At 65.8% G+C, this 21,711-nt stretch carries 22 protein-coding genes; 16 read left to right on the top strand and 6 right to left on the bottom strand.

Features of this window, described 5'->3' with window-relative positions:
• Positions 1–534: 534 nt before the first annotated feature.
• From NTX40_02160 to NTX40_02140, 5 genes are all read right to left on the bottom strand, one after another.
• Positions 535–1,356, bottom strand: coding sequence for a hypothetical protein (locus NTX40_02160; GenBank protein MCX5647890.1), 822 nt, complete (start codon positions 1,354–1,356; stop codon positions 535–537).
• Positions 1,357–1,385: 29 nt separating this feature from the next.
• Positions 1,386–2,036, bottom strand: coding sequence for a hypothetical protein (locus NTX40_02155; protein ID MCX5647889.1), 651 nt, complete (start codon positions 2,034–2,036; stop codon positions 1,386–1,388).
• 437 nt (positions 2,037–2,473) lie between these two features.
• Positions 2,474–2,815, bottom strand: coding sequence for a hypothetical protein (locus NTX40_02150; GenBank protein ID MCX5647888.1), 342 nt, complete (start codon positions 2,813–2,815; stop codon positions 2,474–2,476).
• 240 nt (positions 2,816–3,055) lie between these two features.
• On the bottom strand, positions 3,056–3,334 hold the full coding sequence (locus NTX40_02145) for a hypothetical protein (GenBank protein ID MCX5647887.1): 279 nt from the start codon (positions 3,332–3,334) through the stop codon (positions 3,056–3,058).
• A 17-nt stretch (positions 3,335–3,351) separates the two neighbouring features.
• Positions 3,352–4,560, bottom strand: coding sequence for a sialidase family protein (locus tag NTX40_02140; protein MCX5647886.1), 1,209 nt, complete (start codon positions 4,558–4,560; stop codon positions 3,352–3,354).
• Between the two features lie 428 nt (positions 4,561–4,988).
• On the opposite strand from NTX40_02140, the gene NTX40_02135 reads away from it, so the two are divergent.
• From NTX40_02135 to NTX40_02075, 13 genes are all read left to right on the top strand, one after another.
• Positions 4,989–5,750 (top strand): hypothetical protein, encoded by a 762-nt coding sequence (locus NTX40_02135; protein MCX5647885.1) that lies wholly within the window; start codon positions 4,989–4,991, stop codon positions 5,748–5,750.
• A 15-nt stretch (positions 5,751–5,765) separates the two neighbouring features.
• On the top strand, positions 5,766–6,056 hold the full coding sequence (locus tag NTX40_02130; GenBank protein ID MCX5647884.1) for a small basic protein: 291 nt from the start codon (positions 5,766–5,768) through the stop codon (positions 6,054–6,056).
• Positions 6,057–6,151: 95 nt separating this feature from the next.
• Positions 6,152–7,276: an aminotransferase class I/II-fold pyridoxal phosphate-dependent enzyme gene (locus tag NTX40_02125; protein ID MCX5647883.1), complete on the top strand. Its 1,125-nt coding sequence runs from the start codon at positions 6,152–6,154 to the stop codon at positions 7,274–7,276.
• 364 nt (positions 7,277–7,640) lie between these two features.
• A complete protein-coding gene (locus tag NTX40_02120) occupies positions 7,641–8,147 on the top strand; it encodes a beta-hydroxyacyl-ACP dehydratase (protein ID MCX5647882.1) in 507 nt (168 codons plus the stop codon).
• A 47-nt stretch (positions 8,148–8,194) separates the two neighbouring features.
• Positions 8,195–8,593 (top strand): acyl carrier protein, encoded by a 399-nt coding sequence (locus NTX40_02115; GenBank protein MCX5647881.1) that lies wholly within the window; start codon positions 8,195–8,197, stop codon positions 8,591–8,593.
• Positions 8,594–8,709: 116 nt separating this feature from the next.
• Positions 8,710–9,210: a beta-hydroxyacyl-ACP dehydratase gene (locus tag NTX40_02110; protein MCX5647880.1), complete on the top strand. Its 501-nt coding sequence runs from the start codon at positions 8,710–8,712 to the stop codon at positions 9,208–9,210.
• A gap of 13 nt (positions 9,211–9,223) precedes the next feature.
• On the top strand, positions 9,224–10,549 hold the full coding sequence (locus tag NTX40_02105) for a beta-ketoacyl synthase N-terminal-like domain-containing protein (GenBank protein ID MCX5647879.1): 1,326 nt from the start codon (positions 9,224–9,226) through the stop codon (positions 10,547–10,549).
• Between the two features lie 167 nt (positions 10,550–10,716).
• Positions 10,717–12,006 carry a beta-ketoacyl-[acyl-carrier-protein] synthase family protein gene (locus tag NTX40_02100; protein MCX5647878.1) on the top strand — a complete coding sequence of 430 codons (1,290 nt, stop codon included), beginning with the start codon at positions 10,717–10,719 and terminating at the stop codon, positions 12,004–12,006.
• Between the two features lie 40 nt (positions 12,007–12,046).
• Positions 12,047–13,162 carry an alpha/beta fold hydrolase gene (locus NTX40_02095; GenBank protein ID MCX5647877.1) on the top strand — a complete coding sequence of 372 codons (1,116 nt, stop codon included), beginning with the start codon at positions 12,047–12,049 and terminating at the stop codon, positions 13,160–13,162.
• The gene (locus tag NTX40_02090; protein MCX5647876.1) at positions 13,159–14,868 is read left to right on the top strand and encodes a GH3 auxin-responsive promoter family protein; all 1,710 of its coding nucleotides are present in this window, start codon (positions 13,159–13,161) and stop codon (positions 14,866–14,868) included. Before NTX40_02095 ends, NTX40_02090 begins: the two co-directional genes overlap by 4 nt.
• Positions 14,868–15,665 carry a DUF1638 domain-containing protein gene (locus tag NTX40_02085; protein MCX5647875.1) on the top strand — a complete coding sequence of 266 codons (798 nt, stop codon included), beginning with the start codon at positions 14,868–14,870 and terminating at the stop codon, positions 15,663–15,665. The genes NTX40_02090 and NTX40_02085 overlap by 1 nt, the downstream gene beginning before the upstream one ends.
• Positions 15,662–16,699 (top strand): class I SAM-dependent methyltransferase, encoded by a 1,038-nt coding sequence (locus tag NTX40_02080; protein MCX5647874.1) that lies wholly within the window; start codon positions 15,662–15,664, stop codon positions 16,697–16,699. The genes NTX40_02085 and NTX40_02080 overlap by 4 nt, the downstream gene beginning before the upstream one ends.
• A gap of 51 nt (positions 16,700–16,750) precedes the next feature.
• Positions 16,751–17,842, top strand: coding sequence for a DUF362 domain-containing protein (locus tag NTX40_02075; GenBank protein ID MCX5647873.1), 1,092 nt, complete (start codon positions 16,751–16,753; stop codon positions 17,840–17,842).
• 245 nt (positions 17,843–18,087) lie between these two features.
• Here NTX40_02075 and NTX40_02070 read toward each other — a convergent pair whose 3' ends face one another.
• Positions 18,088–19,071 carry a prepilin-type N-terminal cleavage/methylation domain-containing protein gene (locus NTX40_02070; protein ID MCX5647872.1) on the bottom strand — a complete coding sequence of 328 codons (984 nt, stop codon included), beginning with the start codon at positions 19,069–19,071 and terminating at the stop codon, positions 18,088–18,090.
• 577 nt (positions 19,072–19,648) lie between these two features.
• On the opposite strand from NTX40_02070, the gene NTX40_02065 reads away from it, so the two are divergent.
• The 3 genes from NTX40_02065 to NTX40_02055 all read left to right on the top strand — a co-directional run.
• The gene (locus NTX40_02065; protein ID MCX5647871.1) at positions 19,649–20,872 is read left to right on the top strand and encodes an ATP-binding protein; all 1,224 of its coding nucleotides are present in this window, start codon (positions 19,649–19,651) and stop codon (positions 20,870–20,872) included.
• 54 nt (positions 20,873–20,926) lie between these two features.
• Entirely contained in the window at positions 20,927–21,316 is a 390-nt protein-coding gene (locus tag NTX40_02060; protein ID MCX5647870.1) for a response regulator, read from the top strand.
• A 151-nt stretch (positions 21,317–21,467) separates the two neighbouring features.
• Positions 21,468–21,711, top strand: a 244-nt coding sequence (locus NTX40_02055; protein ID MCX5647869.1) for a cyclic nucleotide-binding domain-containing protein, incomplete at its 3' end; no start/stop codon positions are given.

Raw genomic sequence — 21,711 nt, 5'->3', positions numbered from 1 at the left:
GCACGAACACGTCGGCCGCGGCCGGATCGGACGCGAGGGGTTCCGCGCGCTCGTCAACCACCCCGCGCTGGCCGCCCTGCCCTTCATCCTCGAGACGCCGAAACGCGACGCGCGCGGCCGCGAGATGGACCCCGTGAACCTGCGAACGCTCCGGCGCTTGGCGAATGGGTGATTGAAACGCAGAGAACGCAGAGAGCGCAGAGGAAGATCCGAATTGGGGGAACCCTCCTTCGCCGAGGCTACGGCGGGCAATCGGCGGGCAACAGGCCGAAGGCCTGGGAGAATAGAGCCTGGGGCATCGCCCCAGGTGGCGGGGATGGCGAAAGGGGTCTCAGCCCTGTAGGGGCGGAACATCTGTTGCGCCTTTTCAGGGCATGGGGGGATGGAAAAGGATTGTGCTTTGCGCGCTGCCGCCGACCCAGGCCGTTGGCCTGGGCTGTAATGTTTCAGGCCTTCGGCCTGAACTACAGCCTCAAGCCTCATGCCTCAAGCCTGCCGTTGAAGCGTGTCCCTCCTTTGAACCCGCTCTGGTGCTTATTTCAGTCGTTGAATGATGCATTGCACCAAGCAGCGCACTCTGTGCAAAACCCAGCGAAACCAGGTTTGAGGACGGGCAACGACAGCGTTGCTGAGGAGTTTTGCCGTAACATCGTCAACAAACTTGATGGCATTTTCGATATGGCGCTGAACGACGTTCGCCCAGTCGGCATTATACGTTGCCCCTCGATAGGCGTGACTTGCTTTGTGTCGCAGTTTTGCCAGATGCCTGACGTCCCCCGAGACATTCATCAAGTCCACAACAAGGGCGTGATTTTGGTGAGGGACAAGATCCTTGGGTGTTCGGGGCTTTCTAAAATCAAGGATATCGATATAGGTGTTAAGGCTACGAGACTGTCCATTGGATTTCTTAAGGGACGCGCCGCCCGTACGAATCTCGTATGCATTTTCAAGGAATTCCTCGAGGATTGCCACCGTCAAGAGAATCGGTGCCAAATTCAGGTAGTGCCCGAAGTTGTGGGACGGCTCAATCGAGCGATATTGTTGGAATACTCGGGTGAACCTGTCCTGTATTGGCTTGGCGAACGGCAGGTTTCGCTGTGGGTCCTCCATTATGTGATTTGGCTGGGGGGCTACCTTGGTCATAAACTGCTGGCATTTGATGCTTTGTTCAGAGTTCTGAGAAGGGTTGTTTCCCGCCAGCCGCTCCCAAAGTTTCTGGGTGGATTTTGTGCTCGCTTGATAGGCTGCGAGCCAGGCTAGGTCGGCCTTGGCCTGCTTTGCCCTATCCTGAAGCCTCTCGTGTACTTGCGATGCCGGTGGAATTGCCATCTTACCTATTACCCAAGTGTGTTCCACCGAGTTGCCCTGCTCCCGAACTCCCTCCTTCAATCCGGAGTGAATCTTGCCACGACAACAGGCCACTTAGTCATAAGGTCAAGGTACACTGGCATCCAGTTTTCCGGATTCATCTCCTCGTCGGGAACCTCAAGACTTCGTGTGGCTCCAATCTGGTCAGCCAGCAGTCTATAGGCATGGAAGAAACTTCTTTCAGACTTGGTGATCGCGACACCCGCCTTTTTAAACACAAATTTGCCGTAAACTAAATCAATCGCGCCTGCTATGCATGCCGCCGCGATTCTGGCAATGAGGAAGGCTACAACCCCCTGCCAGCCGACCGTTAAAAATCCCAGCACAAGCAGGGAGATCAGTAATATCCCGTAACCCGAGACCCAACTATAAACACGGGACAATGGAAGCAGAAGGCCGAATGGTGGGTAGAACAGCCCCACTAGGTGCGCAACATTGAAACTCAAGCAAGTCAGTCCTACGACAAGGCCAACAGCAAGAGGATTAAGGCGCGCCACAAACACAATTACGCCAGCGAGAAAGGCGGCAAGGGATGCCAAGTTATCTACCTCTTCGGTCATCTGGAGCACGCGGAAGGCGTCTTTCCGAGGAAACAAGCGTGCCATGAGCGCAAAGGCATACTCCCTGGGCAACCTAATTTTCAGACCCCGCGGTGTATAGATTGCCATTCTCGATCTCCGCCATTTGACTTAAGCAGTGAATCACGCCGACCGACTGCGCATGTGAATCTGGGAGTATGTGGAAAATCCAGGGACGCCATACCTATTTCCCCCAACGGCTCTTGGTAATGAAGTATTTTGGCAGGAGAGGGGGGCTGAAGGCAAGAGAAACCTTCCACTGCGGATTTGAACAACAAGAGGCACGGGCGCTAGCGTTCGCCCTTGCCGGGCGGAGGAGGCGAGGTGGAACCGGGGAGGCCTTTGGAGGGGTCGGGGCGAGCGGGGATTTCGAACTCAATCGTCACGGGTTCGGTGCGGTCGTCGGTGATTTGGAAGCCGCCGAGCGCGGGCTCGAACTGCCAGCCCCAGGACTCCCACTCCTTGCGCGGGACGCGCCGCCGATAGAGGACGCGCGTGCGGAACTGGACCCATCCGCCGTACTTTTTCTAATAGACCAATTTCTCGACCCGCCAGGTAATCTCGTCGCCCTTCTCGCCGACGAACGGCTGTTCCTGCTTGAGTTCCACGAGGACGACGGCCACGTCGGCCGTCCCGCGAAGGGCGAGGATTCGCACGCGGCTCTCGTAGCGTTTGACCTCGAGGACCTGGCGTTCGATCCATCGGCGGTCCTCTGCGGTGAACGCGCCCTTCGCCGGGAGGCCCAGGTCCTCGGTGCGGTACTCCGCGGGGATGAGGGCGTCGTACTCCGAGAGGATAGGGGTCATGTCCACGCCTTCGAGGCGGCCCCAGGGGGTCTCGACGACGAGGTCCCAGAGGCCGAGCGGCAAATCGTTAGCCTCGAACGCGCAAGGTCGAAGGGCGGATTGCGGCCCTCCTTCGCCAAGGCTTCGGAGGGTAAAATTGCGGATTGAACGGCGAGAGGCTCAGGGCTGGAGTTGGGCGGTGCCGCGAGGAGCGGCAGGGCGATCGCGACAACCAAGAGTCCGATTTTCCACGCGCTTTTCACGACGCTCTCTGCATGGCGCGGCTATTTCATCAGGTCCGGCAGGTCCTTTTCCGACACGAACTTATTTATACTGGCCGCCGTTCTGTTCGGCAATCTGCTTCAGCACCTGCTCGCCCATGCTATAGAGGAAACCGATAGTGTGGACCTTGACCTTGCCGGCGGCATTGCGTCGCTTGACCAGCCCGACAATCACCCGGTCAAACTCACCGTCGGCCAGGAGGTAAATGAGTTCCGGCTTGGTCTCGAACGCGCGTTCCAGGGCCTTCGACGGGTCGGTTTCACCCTGCAGGATGACGCCGTCGATGAACTCGAACGCCGGTTGCTTGTTGCGTTCGGTCACATTGACGAGCCGGCGCGCTATGGCGTTTTCGACAGCCCTTTCGGCGTTTCGCCGTCGCCCGTCTTCTCGCCCTGCAGTAGCCAGTTCAGGTTGAACCGGGCCATTTGGGCACCGCCGTCTTCGTACAGGAGGTAGATCCAGCCTTCGCTCTTCGTCCCGGGGCGACCGGCATTGAGCGAAGAGTAGGCAAAGGCGCCTGGTGTAATGAGGCGCTTGATCGGCCAGGTCTTGGCGCCGTCGAAGCTGGCCCAGACGGTCCCGTGGTCGCGGCCGCCGGGGCTTTCGCAGTTGCTGAAGATCAGGATGTCTTTGCCCTCGATCGGCAAGCGGACCAGGCCACCCATCAAGCCATAGCCGGTGTTCTGCGGCCCGTCAGGGAGCACCGTGCAGTTCGCCAGATCCTTCCAGGTTGCCCCGCCGTCGTCGCTCCAGGCGGTCCAGCGCCTGAGGTTGTCGACGCCCTCCGGCGCCCAATGGCGGCGGGAGTTGTAGTAGATCCGCCCGTCGGACAGTTCGGCCACGGTTGCCTCGCCGGTGCCGAAGGCCGGGAACGGGGCGGTGGTGAGCCAGGTCTTGCCGCCGTCGTCGCTGTAGATGGCGGTCGTGTAGTGGTTCGGCCACTCGGACCCCTTGTTTCCGGCGGCGTACCAGCGTGCGGGCCGCAGCAGTCGGCCCTTGTGCTTGCCGTGGCGCAGGGTGATGCCGTGCTCGTTCATGTGCATCTCCGGCTTGTTGCCCTTGCTGTCCGGCTTGATCTCCACCTCCACGGCCGCCCAGTTCTTGCCGTTGTCCTGACTGCGGTAGACGGTCTCCGTGGTCGGGGGATGCGCCTTGCCCACAAAGGCGAAGATTTCTCCGTTGGCCTCGTTTACAGTGACGCCGCCGCCCATGTGGCCCTTTCCGACCAGAATTTCGGGTCCCCAGGTCTTGCCGCCGTCTTCACTGCGGCGCACCCTCACGCCGCCCCAGACCGCCAGCACCGTGCCATCCGTTGCGACCACCACATTGGGGAACCGGTCGCCCGAAAACACCTGCTGCGTGTCGAACCGCGGCTCGCCCAGAAACGGTTCGAGCGTGCCTTCCGCCGGCAGTCTCGCCGCGGTGACCCCGGCATCTCCGCGCGGTGTTCCGGCAAAAGCGAACGCCGCCGAGAAAACGACCGCAGCCAAAGCTGCGAAGCCGACCGCTGCGCTCGGTCGCGAGAACAGGCCATTTACATCTGCCATTGTGTTCTTGGACGTGTGCCTGCCGACAGTCCGACGGGTCGGCCACGGCCGCCCTCGCGGACGGGTAAGTATTCCAAAGCCACCCGCACGCTTCCGCGAGTTCGACTATGGAACCGGACCCTGGGCAAGTCATCCGGCAGCAGGCCGAGACCCTCCGCCGTTACGAGGAGACGATCCGCCAGCAGACCGTAGTGCGGGGGATAAACCTTGGCCGCCTGTGGCGGCCCCCGCGCTACAGAAACAGCCCCGGCGCACCGGGGCCGGAAAGAGGACAATTCTACTTTGCGGAAACCGGACATTATCACTTTGCGGCGACAAGGCGGGGTTCGCGCTTGACGGGTGAGGCGGGGAGGGATTATACTCGGGGCCTGCCCGGGATGGCCAATCCGTCCGGCGCCAACGGAGGCGGACACGGAGGATGGTGCGAAATGGCCAAAGGTAAGTCGCAACGGGCCCTCTTCGAGATTCTGACGAAGGAACGGGCGCAGGTGCGGCAGCAGGCGGAGGCGAAGCCCGGCCCGATCGTCCGCCGTTACGGGGGCGAGGAAGGCGGCGGACGCCAGCCGCCGGCCCCTGCCCGGCCGGCCATGCCTGTCGGTGGCCCGCCGGCGGCGCCGGTCCGCGTGAGCCTGACGGCGTATTGGGTCGTCGTGGCGGCGGTGGCGGTGGCGTGCCTGTGCGCACTCTTTTACTTGTGGGGAACGCGGTCGCGCCGAGAGCCCGTGCCGCCGAACGTTGAGCCGCGACCGACGATGGAAGAGGTCGGCCGGGGTCCGGTGAACGAAGGCTTCGTCGGGCGGCGCGAGGAAGCGACCGTCGCGGGCGTCGGCGAAGGTACCGGCGCGCGGGCAGGCGCGGGAACGGGCGTTGGCGAAGGGGCCGGCGCGGGCGTCGGCGAGGCGGCGGGGCCCGCGGAGCAAGGGAAGTTCCGCTTGCGGATTGCGCGGCTGGAGGTCTCGCGGTCGGAGTACACGGACCAGTTGCGGACGCTGCTCGCGAGCCGGGGAGTCGAGACGGACCTGGCGACGCGGGGAGGATACTTCATCCTCTACAGCCGGGAGCGCTTCGTGAAGATGGACGACGAGAAGGCGACGGCGTTCGAGAAGAAGGTGGTGGAGGCGTTGAAGGAGTTCGAGCAGAAGACGGGATGGCCGGCGGCGACGAATCCGTACTTCGTCACCGTCCCCTGAGAAGGAGTCGTCGGTATGTCGCTGGATAAGAGTCTGAAGAGCCAGGGCGCCCTGGCACGCCATCGGAACGTCCTTTCGCGGGCGGAGCGTGTCGGCGCCCTGAAGGAAGAAGAGCGCTGGCCGGAAGGGCGGACGGTGTTCGGTCTGCCGAAGGTGGCCCATCGGAAGGTCATCACGAAGAAGCACAAGGCCGCGGCGAAGGTGGCCGCGGAAGGCGTGCCGGTTGAAGGCGCGCCGCCGGCGGAGGGCGCTGCGCCGGCGGAGGCCCCGGCGGCAGGCAAGCCGAAGGGAAAGGCCGGGTCGTAGGGCGGAGCGATTCCCGCGGATTCACCCCGACTGCGTCGGGATTCATCCGCGGGCTTTAGCATCGCGGGGCGGCGAGCACGTCCGAAGGAGCGTGAGTGGCGGGAAAGCGGTCGCTTCTTGCCCAGCGCATGAGCCTGGTGGACGCCTCGGGCATCCGCAAGGTGTTCGACCTGGCGGTAAGCCTGGACAATCCCGTCGACCTGAGCATCGGCCAGCCGGACTTCGACGTGCCGGAGGCCTGCAAGCGGCGGGCGATCGAGGCCATCCGGTCGGGGCGGAACAAGTACACCGTGACGCAGGGCGAGGCGGCGCTGCGGTCGCGGATCGCGGAGGCGCTTCGGGCGGAGTTCGGCTCGTTCGACTCGCCCGTCCTGGTGACGAGCGGCGTGTCGGGCGGAATTCTCCTGGCGGTGCTGGCCACTCTCAATCCGGGCGACGAGGCGATCGTCCCCGACCCCTATTTCGTCATGTACAAGCATCTCGTGCGCCTCATCGGCGCCGTGCCGGTGTTCGTCGACACCTACCCCGACTGGCGCCTGAGGGCGGACCGGCTGGAGTCGGCCGTCACGGACCGCACCCGAATGCTCATCCTCGCGAGCCCCGCGAACCCGACCGGGGCCGTGTACTCGAAAGAGGAACTGGAGTCGGCGATGGAGGTGGCGCGTCGGCACAACCTCCTGGTGCTGGCGGACGAGATTTACCGGGACTTCGTGTACGACGGTCCGGCGGCGAGCGTCTGGCCGATGGACGACCGCGTGATTCTGCTGCGCGGCTTCTCGAAGAGCCACGCCATGACCGGCTGGCGGCTCGGCTATGCGACGGGGCCGGCCGAGATCATCCACGCGATGACGACGCTCCAGCAGTACACGTTCGTGTGCGCCCCCGCGCCGTTTCAGTGGGCGGCGGTGGCCGCGTTCGACGTGGACCCGTCGGAGCAGGTGGCCTCGTTCCGCGAGCGGCGGGATTTCGTTTACGAGGGCCTGAAGGGCCGGTTCCGCGTCGAGAAACCTCGGGGGGCGTTCTACCTCTTTCCGGAGGCGCCCGGCGGGAGCGGGACGAAGTTCGTCGAGCGGGCGGCGAGCGCGGGCGTGCTCGTCATTCCGGGCGGCGTGTTCAGCCAGCGCGACACGCATTTCCGCATCTCGTACGCGGCCGACCGGCGGACGCTCGAGCGCGGCCTCGAGGCGCTGAACCGCCTGGCGGCCGAGGGGGGCGAGTAGTACTACAACGCAACTTTGCGCGGCGGGTCTCCGCACAAGTCGCGCGGTGGCCTTCCCAGGCCACCGCGCACAAGGCGGTGGCGGCCTTGGAAGGCCGCCACCCAACAAAAGAGGGGTTTTTGGCTTGCAGTCGGCGCGGAGTTCTGCTAGGTTTCGCGTCCTTTTCGGCGTCCGGGGGGTGACGGCGTCCACGGGGAATCGTAACAGCATCCCCGGGCCCGCCACGGCGGGTAAAATTCGCCCCGACTGCGTCGGGACTCATCCCGGGGCGTTCGGGACTCATCCCGGGGAAGTTGGGCGGCAGGGCAAAAAGGCTTTGCAGCCGACGGACGGGCCCCGATAGAATAACGCGACTGAGACGATAATGCGCTTTTACCTCGTAGATCGAATACTGGAACTCGAACCCCACAAGAGGATCGTCGGGGTGAAGAACCTGGCGTTGGCGGAGGAGTACCTGGCGGACCATTTTCCGGCGTACCCGGTCCTGCCGGGCGTGATGATGCTGGAGGCGTTGGTGCAGTCGGCGGCGTGGCTGGTGCGGGCAAGCACGGACTTCGAGAAGACGCTGGTGCTCCTGCGGGAGGCGAAGAACGTGCGGTACGGCAGTTTCGTCCGGCCGGGCGGACAGTTGGTGATGGAGGTGACGGCCCTGGAGATCGGGACGACGGAAAGCCGCTTTAAGGCCGAGGGCCGGTGCGAGGGCCAGATGGCCGTCCAGGCCCGCCTGGAACTGGAGCACCTGAACGTGGCGGACGAAGACCCGGGCCGCGCGGCCGTGGACGAGCCGCTGCGCGAGCATCTCAGGGAACGGTTTCGATGGATCGGAGGTCCTCAGGCGCTGGCGGCGGGCACGGGGTCGGCGACGGGCTGACGAGCCGGCGGGCGCAAGGACGCACACAAACGAGGAGGCGAGAGACGATGGCTTTAAGCCGCGACGCGATCACCGAGAAGGTCCGCGAGGCGCTGGTCGAGGCCCTGGGCGTGGACGAGGACGAAGTGGTCGGGACCGCCAAGATCGGCCCCGACCTGGGGGCCGAGAGCATCGACTACCTGGACATCGTCTTCCGGCTGGAGAAGGCGTTCAACATCAAGATACCTCGCGGCGACCTGTTCCCGGACAACATTTTGTCGAGCGAGGAATTCGTCCGGGACAACCGGCTGACGGAAAAGGGGCTGGCGGAATTAAAGGCCCGGATGCCTCACGCCGACCTGACGCAGTTCGAGAAGAATCCGAACGTGCAGGACATCGCCGACCTGTTTACGGTCGACATGATCGTCCGGTACATCGAGTTGAAACTGGGCAGCCAAGGCGCGTAAGCGCCTATCCTACCGCGAACTTACGTTCGCGGCTCGATGTGGGTGTTTCGAGCCGCCCGCGTAAGCGAGCGGGCGCCGCAAGATTACGCCACACCCCCGGCGGAAACGGAGAACCGATGCGCTGGATCTGGATCGACAAGTTCATCGAGTTTGAAAGCGGCCGGCGCGCCGTCGCCGTCAAGAACGTCTCCCTGGCCGAGGAGCACGTCCACGACCATTTCCCGGGATACCCCATCCACCCGCCGACCCTGATGATCGAAGGGATGGCCCAGACGGGCGGCGTGCTGGTGGGCGAGGCGTTCGGTTTCAAGGAGAAGGTCATCCTGGCAAAGGTGACGCGCGCGACGTTCCACGCGCACGTCGTCCCGGGCGACCAGATCCGCCTCGAGGCCGAGGTCGTCGGCGAGGTCCGGCCGGAGGGCGCCAGCATCGCGGGCAAGATCACGCGGAACGGCCAACCGGTGGCCGAGATCGAGATGATGTTCGCCCACCTGGACCAGTCGCGCGCCCCCGTCGAGACGGGCGAAGCGAACTTCGTGTTCAACGAGGACTTCATCCGCCTGCTGCGCATGCGCCAGTTGAATCATCTCGGCGGTCGGCCGCCGAACGCCGATTGAGACGGAGGGCGCGTTGGACCGGAGGATCGTCATCACGGGGCTCGGGGCGCTCACGCCCGCGGGTGTCGGCGTCGAGGCGCTGGCCCACGCGATTCGCGATGGCCGAAGCGCCGTCCGCACGCCCGACCACTTCGACCCCTCCGGGTACCCCAGCCGGGTGGCCGGCGTGGTGCCCGAGTTCGACATGGCCGACGGCGTCTGCAAGGACCAGAAACGCTACCTGCGGAAGAACGCCAAGGTCATGGCCCGCGACATCCAGATGGCCGTCGCCGCCGCCAACCAGGCCATCCTCGACTCCGGCCTCCCCGCGGGCGACGAAAAGGCCGGCCAGCCCGTCCTGCCGACCATCGACCACCGCCGGATCGGGATGGTCTTCGGCACGAACTTCATGCCGACGGAACCGGATGACCTCGCGGGCCCGATCCGGGCGGCGAGCGGCCACGGCGGCTTCTCGCTCAAAACGTGGGGCACGTACGGCATCCCGCAGATGTTCCCTCTGTGGCTGCTGAAGTACCTGCCGAACATGCACTCCTGCCACACCGGCGTCCTGTGGGACGCCCAGGGTCCGAGCAACTCCCTGACGACGAGCGACGCGGGGGGCCTCCTGGCTCTCGACGAGGCGGTGCGGATCATCCGGCGCGGCGCGGCTGACTGGATGCTCGCCGGCGGCGCCGAGAGCCGCATCAGTCCCCTCCTCCTCATCCGCTACTCGCTCCTGGGTCGGCTGGCGACGGCGAACGAGCACCCGGCGTCCGCGAGCCGGCCTTTCGACGCCGGCCGGACCGGCCAGGTCGCCGCCGAAGGCGCCGCCGTCTTCATGATTGAGCCTATCGAGGTCGCCGAAAAACGCGGGGCCCGGGTTTACGGCGAAGTCCTGGGGACCGGCGCCGGCACGACGACCGCGGGCATCAACACGTGCGACGCCGACGGGCGGGCCACGGCCACGGCCGTCCGCGCCGCCCTCGCCGACGCCGGCCTGAAGCCGACGGACCTCGGCGCCGTCCTGGCCCACGGCGCCGCCTACGAGCCGCAGGACCGCAGCGAGGCCGCCGGCCTGGCGGCGGCGCTTGGCGACGCGGCCGCGACGGTCCCCGTCACCGCCACCAAGGGCGTCACGGGGAACATGGGGGCCGCCAGCGGACTGGCGGATTTGGCGGCGATGCTCTTCCTGAAAAGCGCCCACGTGCCGCCCATCCTCAACTGCGACCGGCCGGACCCGGCCGTGAAATTGAACCTCGTGCGGGGCAAGCCCCAGCCGCTGGCCAAGGACGTCGTCCTGGCGACGACGCTGGCCATCGGCGGCCAGGCCGCCGCCGCCGTCGTCCGCATCAATCGGTGATACTGCCATGCTGTGTTTTCAACGCAGAGAGCGCAGAGGACGCAGAGAACGACAAGGATGAAAGATAGGGGAAAGGCAAACAACAATATATTTAGCCTCTTGTTTGCTTTTTCTCTGCGCTCTCTGCGTTCTCTGCGTTGAAATAACGTTGTGGATGCGAGCGAACCATGAAACGACGCGTCGTCATCACGGGCATCGGAAGCGTCACGCCGCTCGGCCTGACGCTGGAGGAGACGTGGCAGGGCCTCCTGGCCGGCAAGAGCGGCATCGGGCCGATCCGCCTCTTCGACGCCTCGACGTTTCCGACGACGTTCGCCGCCCAGGTGCCCGACTTCGACCTCGCGCCGTACGTGAAGGACCCGGCGCCCTATGCGAAGGCCGGCCGGAACGTGCGGTTCGCGATGGCGGCCGCGCGGATGGCCTTCGACGACGCCGGCCTCGCGCCGAGCGACGTCGACCGCAGCCGCTTCGGCATCTACATGGGCAGCGGCGAGGGCATCCTGGATTTCGACAACCTGGTGGCCTCGATCGCCCGCGGCACGCAAGAGGACGGGCGCGTCGACATCGCCCCCTTCGCCGAGTTCGGCCTCCGGGCCTATGACGGCCTCAGGGAACTCGAACAGGAACCCAACATGCCCGCCAACCACCTGGCTGCCGAGTACGGCCTGGCGGGGCCGACGTATTCCTGCCTGACGGCCTGCGCCGCCAGCACCCAGGCCGTCGGCGAAGCCATGGACCTCCTGCGCACCGGACGCGTCGACCGGATGCTGGCGGGCGGCACGCACTCGATGATCCACCCGCTCGGCGTCACAGGCTTCAACCTCCTGACGGCCATCTCCACGGAGCCGAAGAACGAGCCCTGGCGCGCCAGCCGGCCTTTCGACCGCGACCGCGGCGGGTTCGTCCTCGGCGAAGGTTCGACCATCATGGTCCTGGAGGAACTCGAGGCGGCCCGGAAACGCGGCGCACGCATCCTCGCCGAAATGGTCGGCTTCGGAACGAGCGCCGACGCCTACCGCATGACCGACATCCACCCCGAAGGGCGCGGACCGGCGGAGGCGATGCGCCTCGCCCTCGCGGACGCACGCGTCGGACCCGACGCCATCGACTACATCAGCGCCCACGGCACGGGAACCACCGAGAACGACAAGGTCGAAACCCTGGCGGTCAAACTCGTGTTCGGCGATGCGGCGCCCCGCGTGCCGATCTCCAGCGTCAAGAGCATGCTCGGCCATCTCATCGCCGCCGCGGGCGCGACCGAACTGGCGACCTGCGTCCTGGCAATCCGCGACCAAATCCTCCCCCCGACCATCAACCTCGACACGCCGGACCCCGAGTGCGACCTGGACTACGTCCCCAACCGCGCCCGCCGGGCCAAGGTCGAGGTCTGCCTGTCGAACTCGTTCGGGTTCGGCGGCCAGAATGATTCCCTGGTCGTCCGCCGCTTCATCCCGTAGAATACCCCCCGGCCGAACGCGTTTCCGGCGGAGAGTCCCCGTGGCAGGAATCCTCGCATTGTCGGCGTGGCTGGCGCTGGAGGCGGCCGAGGGTCCGCCCGCCTCTGGCGAGACCGGCTGGCTGGGCCACCACTGGCTCGCGCTGCTCCTGGTCGGCGTGGCGACGGCCGCCGTCATCGCCTTCCTCTCGATGCTCGCGCGGTATCTGCGGCTGACGGTCAACATGTTCCTCGACATTCCGCTGCCGATGACGGCCAGCCTGAACGATTACACGCCCCCGGACGGCGAGATCGTCAGTTTCCCGAGCCGCGACGGCCATACGCTGCGCGGCATGTTCATCGACCGTCCGGCGGGCGTAGCAGACCGCGGCACCATCATCTTCTGCCACGAGTACGCCAGCGACATGCTCTCTGCCGGACGCTACGCCATGCCCCTCGTCCAGGCAGGGTACACCGTCTTCACATTCGACTTTCGGGGCCACGGCCAGAGTTCCATGCCGCCACACTATGAGCCGCGACACTGGCCCAGCCACCAGGAGGTGAACGACGTGTTGGCGGCCGTCGCGTACGTGAAGACGCGGCGCGACATCCGGCGAACGGGCGTCGGGATCTTCGGCATCAGCCGCGGCGCCAGCGTCGCCGCCATCGCCGCCGCCCTCAACCCCGCCGTCCGGTGTCTCGTCCTCGACGGAACCTTCTCGACGGACTACAGCATCGAAGAATTGATGAGGCGATGGGCGGAGATTTTTGCGGAGCGCGTCGGCAGCGCCACACACCCCGACTTCGTCTACCGCTTCTTTCGAGCCATGACCCTCTTCTACGTCGAACTGAAGTGCCGGTGCCGATACCCCAGCACGCGCAAGGCCCTGACGGCCCTCGGGCCGACGCCGGCGCTGTTCATCTCGGGCGAACGGGACACCTACGTTCGGCCGGAGCAGACGCGGACGCTCTACGCCGCCAAGCCCGGCGAAAAGGACATCTGGATCTGCCCCGACGCCAAGCACAACCAGGCCGTCGCGGCCGACCCGAAGACCTACGCGGAGAAGATCACGTCCTTCTTCGGCCGCCACCTGGCCGGCGAAGCCGAAACCGCCGGCCGCCGGGCACCCGGCGGCGACGCGACTCGGAACGGGAACCCGCCGAGCGATTGCTCATGACGACACCGCTTGCGATACGACTGCGGCGTCTGGTGTGGGTGCCCCTGCGCTTGAAGACCCACCGCCAGATACGCCGATGGATCCAGAACGTCCACCGGACTCCTGAGGTGCAGGCGCGGCTGCTGGGTCGGCTGCTGGAGTCGGCGGCGGAGACGGCGTTCGGGCGCGATTTCCGCCTCCCCGGCGCCCGCACCATCCAGGACCTGCGCTCCGCCCTGCCCATCGCCGGCTACGAACGCGTCGCACCCTACGTCGAGCGCGTGACGCTCGGCGAGACGGAGGCGCTTTTCCCTCGCGGCACGCGGGTCCACATGTTCGCCCTGACGAGCGGCACGACGGGGACGCCCAAGAGGATCCCCGTCACCGACGCGCTGCTGAAGGATTACCGCGAGGGCTGGCAGATCTGGGGCGTCCGCGCCCTCGAGGACCACTACGACGCCTTCGGCGCGCGCGTCCTCCAGATCACCAGCCGCATGGACGAGCAGGCCACCCCCGCGGGGATTCCGGCCGGGGCGATGTCGGGCCTGACGGCCGCGGCCCAGCCCCCCACCGTCCGCTGGCTCTACGTCATGCCGCCCGAAGCCGCTTACGCCGGCGACACCACGAGCAAGTACTATCTCGCCTGCCGCCTCGGCCTCCAGCACCGGCGCGTCCTGCCGATCACCGCCAATCCGAGCACCCTGCTCGGCCTGGCGCGCGCGATGGACGAACGCAAGGAAGAACTCCTGCGCGACCTGGCGGACGGGACGCTGACGGCCGACCTGGCGCTCGATCCCGCGCGGCGCCGGCGCATCGAGTGCCGCTTGAAGGCCGACCCCCGCCGCGCGCGGGCTCTCGCGGCCGGCGCCGACGCCTCCGGCCGCCTCTTCCCGAAGGACGCGTGGGAGGTTCCACTCATCGGGACCTGGAAGGGCGGGACGCTGAGCCTCTACCTGCGCGAGATGCCGCGATACTGGGGCGACGCGCCCACGCGGGACATCGGCCTGATTGCCTCCGAGGGGCGCTTCTCCATCCCGCTCCAGACCGAAGGCAGCGCGGGCGTCCTCGAGGTCACGGGAACCTTCTACGAGTTCGTCCCGGAGACCGAGATGGACTCGGCCGACCCGCCGGCGCTTCTGGCCCACGAAACGGAAGTCGGCCAAAAATACTTCCTCATCCTGACGAACCCGGCCGGCCTGTTCCGCTACCACCTCGGCGACGTGGTGGAGGTGGTGGACCGCGTCGGGCCGGCTCCCGTCATCCGCTTCCTGAACCGCGGCCAGCACGTCTCGAACCTGACGGGCGAAAAGTTGACGGAGTTCCAGGTGACGACGGCGACGAACGGCGCGATCGAACGCCTCGGACTGGCCGTCCGAAACTACTGCCTCTGCCCCTCCTGGGACGCCGTCCCGTACTACAGCCTCCTGGTGGAGGAGGACGAGGCGGACCCCGACGGGGCGCGGCGTCTGGCCTCAGAGGTTGACGCCCGCCTGCGGGCGATTAACATAGAGTATGAGACGAAGCGCCGGAGCGGCCGGCTGGGGGCGGTGCGCGTGAAAACGATCCCGCGCGGGGCGTGGCGGCGATTCGACGCCGACGCCGTCGAGGCCCGCAGCGGACGCGTCGAACAGTACAAGCACAAGTTTCTCGTCAACGACGTGGATTTCGACCGGGGGTTCGCGGTGTGCGCCTGTTTCGGCCCGCACGCGGAAAGGACGGGCGAGTGATGCGCCTTCGCGTGGCGGCGTGCGACGTGCTTCGGCGGGAGATCTACTGGTGCGCCGCACGCGCCGCGCACGAAGTCGACGTGACGCTGCTCGCGCAGGGCCTCCACGACAACAGCGATCTGTGCCGCGGACGCCTCCAGCCCCTCATTGACGAGACGGACCCCGAGCGGTTCGATGCCCTGGTCTTGGGTTACGGCCTGTGCAATAATGCGCTCGCGGGGCTGCGGGCCGGTCGGGTGCGCCTCGTCCTCCCGCGCGCCCACGACTGCATCACGCTCCTCGTGGGCTCCAAAGAGCGCTACGCCCGCCTCTTCGCCGAGCACCCGGGCACGTACTGGTTTTCGCGCGGTTGGCTCGAGTGCCACGAAAAGACGGGCGGCCCCGGCGCGCCGGGGTTCGAGCCGATGCAAAAGAGCGGCCTGGGGCCCGAGCGTCGCGCCACTTACGAGGAACTCGTCGCGCGGTACGGCGAAGACAACGCGCGATACCTCACGGAGTTCATGGGGGCCTGGAAGCAGCACTATACCCATGGGGCGCTCATCGAGTTTGAGTTCGACGGCGGCGCGGCCCTCGCCGAGAAAGTGCAGGCCATTTGCCGGGAGCGCGGCTGGGAGTTCCTCCGCGTGGCGGGCGACCTCGGGCTCCTCCAGGACGGCCTGGACGGGCGATGGGACGCCCAGCGCTTTCTCGTCCTCGAACCGGGCCAGCGCGTCCGCGCGTGCTACGACGACGCGATCCTCAAGGCCGAGCCCGCCGACGCTTCGCCGCCGGCCGAGTGCCGGGGGGCCTGCTCATGATCCAGGCGCTCCAGATTATCCGCCTCTTGGGCCTCGGCGGCGCGCTGCGGGTCAAGCGCGGGTTCGACAAGGCCCTGCCCTACGTCCGCGGCTACGCAACGTGCTCGTGCCTCTGGGCCCTTCTGGAGACGGGCGTCCTGGACCGTCTGCTGGCCTCCGAGTCGGTCGGCGTCGAGGGCCTCGTCCGCGAAGGGGGCCTGGAGCCGCACGTCCTCGAGAGCGTTCTGGAGTACCTGGACGGTCTCGGCCTCGTGCGCGTCGAAGCCGGCCGCGCCCGCGCCATGCCGAAACTCAAGACCCTCATGGCCGAACCGCGCGGATTTTTCGAGTTAACGTATGCCTATGAGCAGATTCTCTCGAACCTGCCGGCGATGCTGCGCGGCCGGGCGAAGTATCCGGCCGACGTGCAGCGTCTTGGCAAATACGTGGGGCGCGGGAGCGGCCAACTCTGCCGGACCCTCCCCTACCCCGTCCTGGCCGATATGCTTCGGAGGCACGGGGCACGCCGCGTCCTCGACCTTGGGTGCGGCGACCTGGCGTTCCTCTTTTTCCTCTGCGAGACGGCTCCCGACATCCGCGCGATCGGCATCGACGCGGACCGCCCGACGGTCGAGTACGCGAAGCAGGTTCTGGCCGTCTCGCCCCACGCCGGGCACATCGAGGTCCGCGAGGCCGACATGTTCCGCCTCGAAGCGCTCGCTTCGGAGCAGCCCGACGTCGACGCCGTCACCGCCGTCGACACCTACCACGAGTACCTGGGCGACGGCGGGGCGAAAGTGGCCGGCCTCCTGCGGAAACTTCGCGGCGAGTTCCCGCGCGCCCTCTTCTACGTCGGCGAGTTCTGCAAGCAGCCCCACGAAAAACTCCGACGCCGCCCCACCGCCTTCCTCGAACACCACCTCTACCACAACCTCACGAACCAGACGATCGCCGATGCCGAGACCTGGCGCAGCATCTTCGACCGCGCCGAACTCGCCGTCGTCGAGGAAAAGGTGTTCGACATGGTGGGTCACGGCTACTTCGTCCTGAGGTGACTCTTCTGCCGCGCGGCGTCCCGCCGGGACGCTGCGCACGAGGCCATGCCTGTGGCGCGCGTCACGATCTACGAGGCCCAGTACGCCGGCGTCGCCGACGCCGTCGAACGCGCTTTCGACGCCTTTCCCCTCCAGGTCGCGGGCAAGACGGTTCTCGTCAAACCGAACATTCTCGGCGCCGTCGAACCGGAGCGGCACGTGTGCACGCATCCGAGCGTCGTGCGCGCGGCTGTCGAGGCCCTGGAGCGCCGCGGCGCGGGCCGCGTCCTCGTCGGCGACAACTCCGGCATGCGGGCCTACGGTTCGAACGAGCATGCCGCCCGCGTCGCCGGCATCCTGGAGGCCGCCGGCGAGCGATACGTGAACCTCGGCGCTTCGCCCGTCGCGACGGCCGTCAAGAGCGCGTTCGCCGAGACGCTCGCCTTCTCGCGCGAAGTCCTCGAATCGGACCTCATCGTCAACCTGCCCAAGATGAAGACCCACGTCGCCACGGGCATTACCGGCGCGGTGAAGAACACGTTCGGCCACCTGGTGGGGGGCGAGAAGACGCGGCTCCACCGCGAGGCGCGGGGGCCCGAGAACTTCGCCCGGGCCGTCGTTGACGTCTTCGCCGTCCGCCCGCCCGACCTTTCGATTCTCGACGCGGTGGTCGCCATGGAAGGCCAGGGGCCGTCGGGCGGCCGGCCTCGCGAGGTCGGCCGCATCCTCGCGTCCGATAGCGCGGTGGCGCTTGATGCGGTCATGGCGGCGATGATGGGCCTAGAGCCGGCGAGCGTCCCCATGCTTCGCATTGCCGCGGCGAGAGGCCTGGGGCCGATCGACCTGGAGAAGATTCAAATCGAAGGGCCGTTCGAGGCGGTCCCGCGGTTCAAGGTGCCCGCCATCGGGATGGGCCTGGGGACGGCCGTCTCGCGCCTCGCGGCGATGATTCTCGTGACGCAGCCGAAGGTCCGCATGAAGAAATGCGTAAAGTGCGGTTCGTGCGCGGAGGCGTGCCCCGTCGAGGCGATTGCGATGACGGACTCGGGGCCCGTGATTGATTATCGCCGATGCATCGCCTGCTTCTGCTGCCACGAGATGTGCCGGTACGAGGCGATGACCCTCTCGCGCCGGATGCGCCTCTTTCATGCCCGGCGGCGATAGCAGGACACTGTTTTCTCAACGCAGAGAACGCAGAGAGCGCAGAGAACAAAAGGGGTCGGGGAACGGCCAAACAACTTCACACCCGCGCCTGCCGAGCCGCCATTCTTTAGCCTTGCTGTTGTTCCTCAGTCCTCCCTCTGCGTTCTCTGCGTTCTCTGCGTTGAAAAGACTTTCAGACAGGCCGAAAAAGAAGGGCGATCCCGAGAGTCTCGGGATCGCCCGGAGGCGCCTGCTTCGGTTCTGCCTTACGGCACGAGGAACGAATCGTCGCTGACAGCCGACACGCTCGTCCCGTTGTAGGTGGCGTCGTCGTCGTACTGAGTCAGTGTTGTGAGGGTGTTGGGGTCGAGGGCGGTCGGGGCGGCGACCGTCTTGCGGGCGATCCAGATGTTGTCCCAGTTCGGCCCGCAGTACGGATGGGTCGACCAGGCGACGTGGCCGTCCAGGTACAGGACGTTCTGGCCCTTGAACTTGTGGTTCGGGCTGTTGAGTTGCCAGGCTTTGGTGATGCCGGCGACACCGAGCGCGACATTCCATTTCTGGATATGCTCTTCCTGCCCCTGGAAGGTCGGCTTCTCAAGCAGTTTATTGTCCGTCAGGCCGTTCGTCGCCAGTTTGGTGCCCGTCGCCGTGGTCGCCTTGAAGTAATCGCGGCGCTGGGGGTTGCCGTCGGCGCCCGCCGCCATGCTGGACGCCCGCCCCGTGGTCGAGGTCAACCGATATGTTCCCAACTGATTCTGATACGAGTAACTGACCGAGTACTCGTTGACGAAGTCGCGCAACGTGCCATACAGTGATTCGGTGACCCGCGTCTCGGGCGAATGCATGCCCTGGGCCGGGCAGATGAACACCTCCGGCGACATGTTGGCCGAGATGATCAGCGCCCACAGACTGGCCGCGTTCGACTCCACGACCGTGCCCGCCCCCACGTCGGCAGGGGGCACCGGCACGGCGGGAGGCGTCGGGAACCACCAATCAGTCCGCGTTTTTCCCACCAGGTCCCAGTTCTTCGATGCCGTTACGAAGGCGTCCGGCCACATCATCCGGTTCGACGAGGCATACGTGCTGCACGCCGTGCCGATCTGTTTCAGATTGTTCTGGCACTGGGACTTTCTCGCCTCATCCAAAGCGCCGAACACGGCCGGGAGCAGAATCCCGATGAGCATCCCGATGATCATGATGACCACCAGGAGTTCAACCAACGTAAACGCTCTATTTCTGTTTCTCATGACTTTCATCCTCCAACCGTCGGCGCGTGCGTCGCGCCTCTCCAAGGGAAAAAAGGGATAACATCAAATACGTCGGGTACTTCTGAGAAGCAGTATACTCTTTCTCGGTCCACCTCCTCTCGCCCTTTTGCCCCCACAGAAACGGCTTTTCGGTACGTCTCCGTCCGCAGGCGCCCCTCTACCATTCATTATGGCCGGGAACCCAGCCCGTGTCAAACCCAAAATGCCTATATTCTCCAGGTCCACCCCGGCCCATATTTTTGCGCGGCGGTTCTCCTGAACCGCCGCGATTTCCAAGACGTTTGGGCGGGTGGCGGGTCAGGAGACCCGCCACCCTTTCGTTACTTCTCAGGCCCGCCGACCGCCACCCGGCCGGAAAGAGGACAATTCTACTTTGCGGAAACCGGACATTATCACTTTGCGGCGACAACGGCGGATAGCAGACTTGCGGGCATCGGGCCTCTTTGGTAAACTCCCGCGGTTTAATGCGCAGAAGCCGTCTCCTGTGCGGCACGGACTGGCGACAAAACAGCAGCAGCCACTGCCCATAAAAACTCGCGGACACGAAAGCGAAGACATGGACGTACCGGGTATAAGCCGGCGGCGCGCCCTCGAGGCGCTCGAGCAGGTCAGCCAGATGGTAGCGGGCGACCTGGAGTTGAAGGCGGTACAGAAATCGGCAATGAGGGCCGCTGCCGAGGCCATGGATGCCGAGGCCTGTTCGATCCTCCTCAAGGACGCGGCGGCGGACACACTGCGTTTTCATTTCGCTGATGGCCCGCAAGCCAACGGCTTGGCTGCCGCTTGCTTGCCGATCAACGACCAGAGCATCGCCGGCTGGGTGGCAGGGCATGGCGAACCGCTTCTGGTTCCCGATGCCTATGCGGACGGCCGGTTCAATCCCGCGTACGACACGCAGACGGGGTTCCAGACCCGGTCGCTGGTGTGCGTTCCGCTCGTGGCGAAGGGCAAGTTGCTGGGCGTTATCCAGATTCTCAACCGGCGCGACGGCCGGCTGTTCGGCGATGAGGACCTGCAACTGGCGCACGCCGTGGCAAGTCTGGTGGCAGTCGCCATCCTCAACGCCGAGGAACACGAGGCGCGTCTCCAGGCTGAACGGTTGGCTACTATAGGTCAGACGGTGGCCGGGACGGCTCACTGTATCAAAAATATCCTGGCCGGCCTCCAGGCAGGGTCCTACATAGTCGATGAGAACCTCCCGCCCGACGCCGACGGGCAAGTGCGGTACGGCTGGGGGGTCGTGAAGAGCAACATGGGGTTCCTGAGCAACATTATCCTCGACATGCTGAATTACTCGCGGCCGCGAAAGCCGCTTTTCCAGCCGTGCGACGTCGGGAGCCTGTGCGAGGATGTCGTCAGGCTGCTCGGCGAGCAGGCCGCAGCGAAAGGTGTGGCCCTGACGACGAGGGCCGAGATCGGCACGGTCAGCATCGACGAGACAGCCATTCGCCGATGCCTCATCAACCTCGTGGGGAACGCAATGGACGCATACGGAGCCAACGGCGCCGTGCAAGTTGAGGTGACGCGGGGAGAATCGGCCGGCGAGTTTATCATTAGCGTGCGGGACAATGGGGGTGGCATCGAGCCCGTGGCGATGGAAAAGATTTTTGACCCCTTCTTCTCCACGAAGGGCGGAAAAGGAACGGGGCTCGGCCTTCCGGTGACCAAGAAAATCGTCGAGGAACACGGTGGGCGCATCCACGCGGAGTCGGAACAGGGAGCCGGGACGGTCTTCCGGCTGACACTGCCGACGCAGCCCCCCACGGAAACGCAGGCGTGAACCAAGGCCGCGGCACAGGTGCCGCACCACAATCACCAAAGGAGAGAGAGCGCAATGAGAAAAGCACTGGTCGTGGACGACGAAAGCGACGCGCGGACCTTTGTCTGCACCATCCTGAAGAAGGACGGCTGGGAGGTTGCCGAGGCGGAAAACGGGACCACAGGCCTCGAGAAGGCCAAGGCCCTCCGCCCGGAACTGATCGTCCTCGACGTCCAGATGCCGGAGAAGGACGGGTTCCTGATGTTCACCGACCTCGTCAAAGACCCCGACACGCGCGACTGCAAGGTCATCATGCTTACCGGCGTGGCCGACAAGGTGGGGATCCGCTTCTCCGGGGAAGAAATGGGCGAGTTCATGGGCAAGGAACCCGACGCCTACGTCGAGAAGCCTATCGACCCAGACGCGTTTAAACGCGTTGTGCGCCGGGTGATGGGAGAGAGATAGGAACCGCTTGCTTTGTCGGGCCCGAGGCCGCTGGCGCGGTCGGCGCGCCGCGGCGCCGGCCCAGCGCGGGCGTCTTTTCGGGTGCTCGGCCGGTCGTCATCCTCCTTTCAGTAAATAGCCGAAGCACATTTCTCCGGTCGGAGGAGGAACGATGGACATCCTCGAGCAGTTGCGGTCGCATCCGCTGTTCACAACCTTCACGCCGGAAGCGCTGGCCGAGGCCGTGCGCGCCGGCACGGCCGCCACCTACGAACCGGGCGACGTCTGCATCCACGGCGGCGCGGCGGGCGAGATTTTCGGCGTCTTGATTTCGGGCCGCCTCGAGGCCGTCCGCGGGCTCGGGACGGCGTCACGGGAGACGCTCGGCTCCATCGAGCCGGGCGAATGCTTCGGCG

It is taken from the genome of Planctomycetota bacterium (assembly GCA_026387035.1).
Lineage (GTDB): Bacteria > Planctomycetota > Phycisphaerae > FEN-1346 > FEN-1346 > JAPLMM01.
The sequence above is the reverse complement of the archived record's forward strand: the minus strand, read 5'-3'. Positions and strand labels throughout refer to the sequence as shown.

Excerpts from the sequence above, each read along its gene's own strand:
- NTX40_02155 (MCX5647889.1), bottom strand. The coding sequence starts at position 2,036 with ATGGCAATCTATACACCGCGGGGTCTGAAAATTAGGTTGCCCAGGGAG.
- NTX40_02140 (MCX5647886.1), bottom strand. The coding sequence starts at position 4,560 with ATGGCAGATGTAAATGGCCTGTTCTCGCGACCGAGCGCAGCGGTCGGC.
- NTX40_02135 (MCX5647885.1), top strand. The coding sequence starts at position 4,989 with ATGGCCAAAGGTAAGTCGCAACGGGCCCTCTTCGAGATTCTGACGAAG.
- NTX40_02130 (MCX5647884.1), top strand. The coding sequence starts at position 5,766 with ATGTCGCTGGATAAGAGTCTGAAGAGCCAGGGCGCCCTGGCACGCCAT.
- NTX40_02120 (MCX5647882.1), top strand. The coding sequence starts at position 7,641 with ATGCGCTTTTACCTCGTAGATCGAATACTGGAACTCGAACCCCACAAG.
- NTX40_02115 (MCX5647881.1), top strand. The coding sequence starts at position 8,195 with ATGGCTTTAAGCCGCGACGCGATCACCGAGAAGGTCCGCGAGGCGCTG.
- NTX40_02110 (MCX5647880.1), top strand. The coding sequence starts at position 8,710 with ATGCGCTGGATCTGGATCGACAAGTTCATCGAGTTTGAAAGCGGCCGG.
- NTX40_02100 (MCX5647878.1), top strand. The coding sequence starts at position 10,717 with ATGAAACGACGCGTCGTCATCACGGGCATCGGAAGCGTCACGCCGCTC.
- NTX40_02090 (MCX5647876.1), top strand. The coding sequence starts at position 13,159 with ATGACGACACCGCTTGCGATACGACTGCGGCGTCTGGTGTGGGTGCCC.
- NTX40_02085 (MCX5647875.1), top strand. The coding sequence starts at position 14,868 with ATGCGCCTTCGCGTGGCGGCGTGCGACGTGCTTCGGCGGGAGATCTAC.
- NTX40_02080 (MCX5647874.1), top strand. The coding sequence starts at position 15,662 with ATGATCCAGGCGCTCCAGATTATCCGCCTCTTGGGCCTCGGCGGCGCG.
- NTX40_02070 (MCX5647872.1), bottom strand. The coding sequence starts at position 19,071 with ATGAGAAACAGAAATAGAGCGTTTACGTTGGTTGAACTCCTGGTGGTC.
- NTX40_02065 (MCX5647871.1), top strand. The coding sequence starts at position 19,649 with ATGGACGTACCGGGTATAAGCCGGCGGCGCGCCCTCGAGGCGCTCGAG.
- NTX40_02060 (MCX5647870.1), top strand. The coding sequence starts at position 20,927 with ATGAGAAAAGCACTGGTCGTGGACGACGAAAGCGACGCGCGGACCTTT.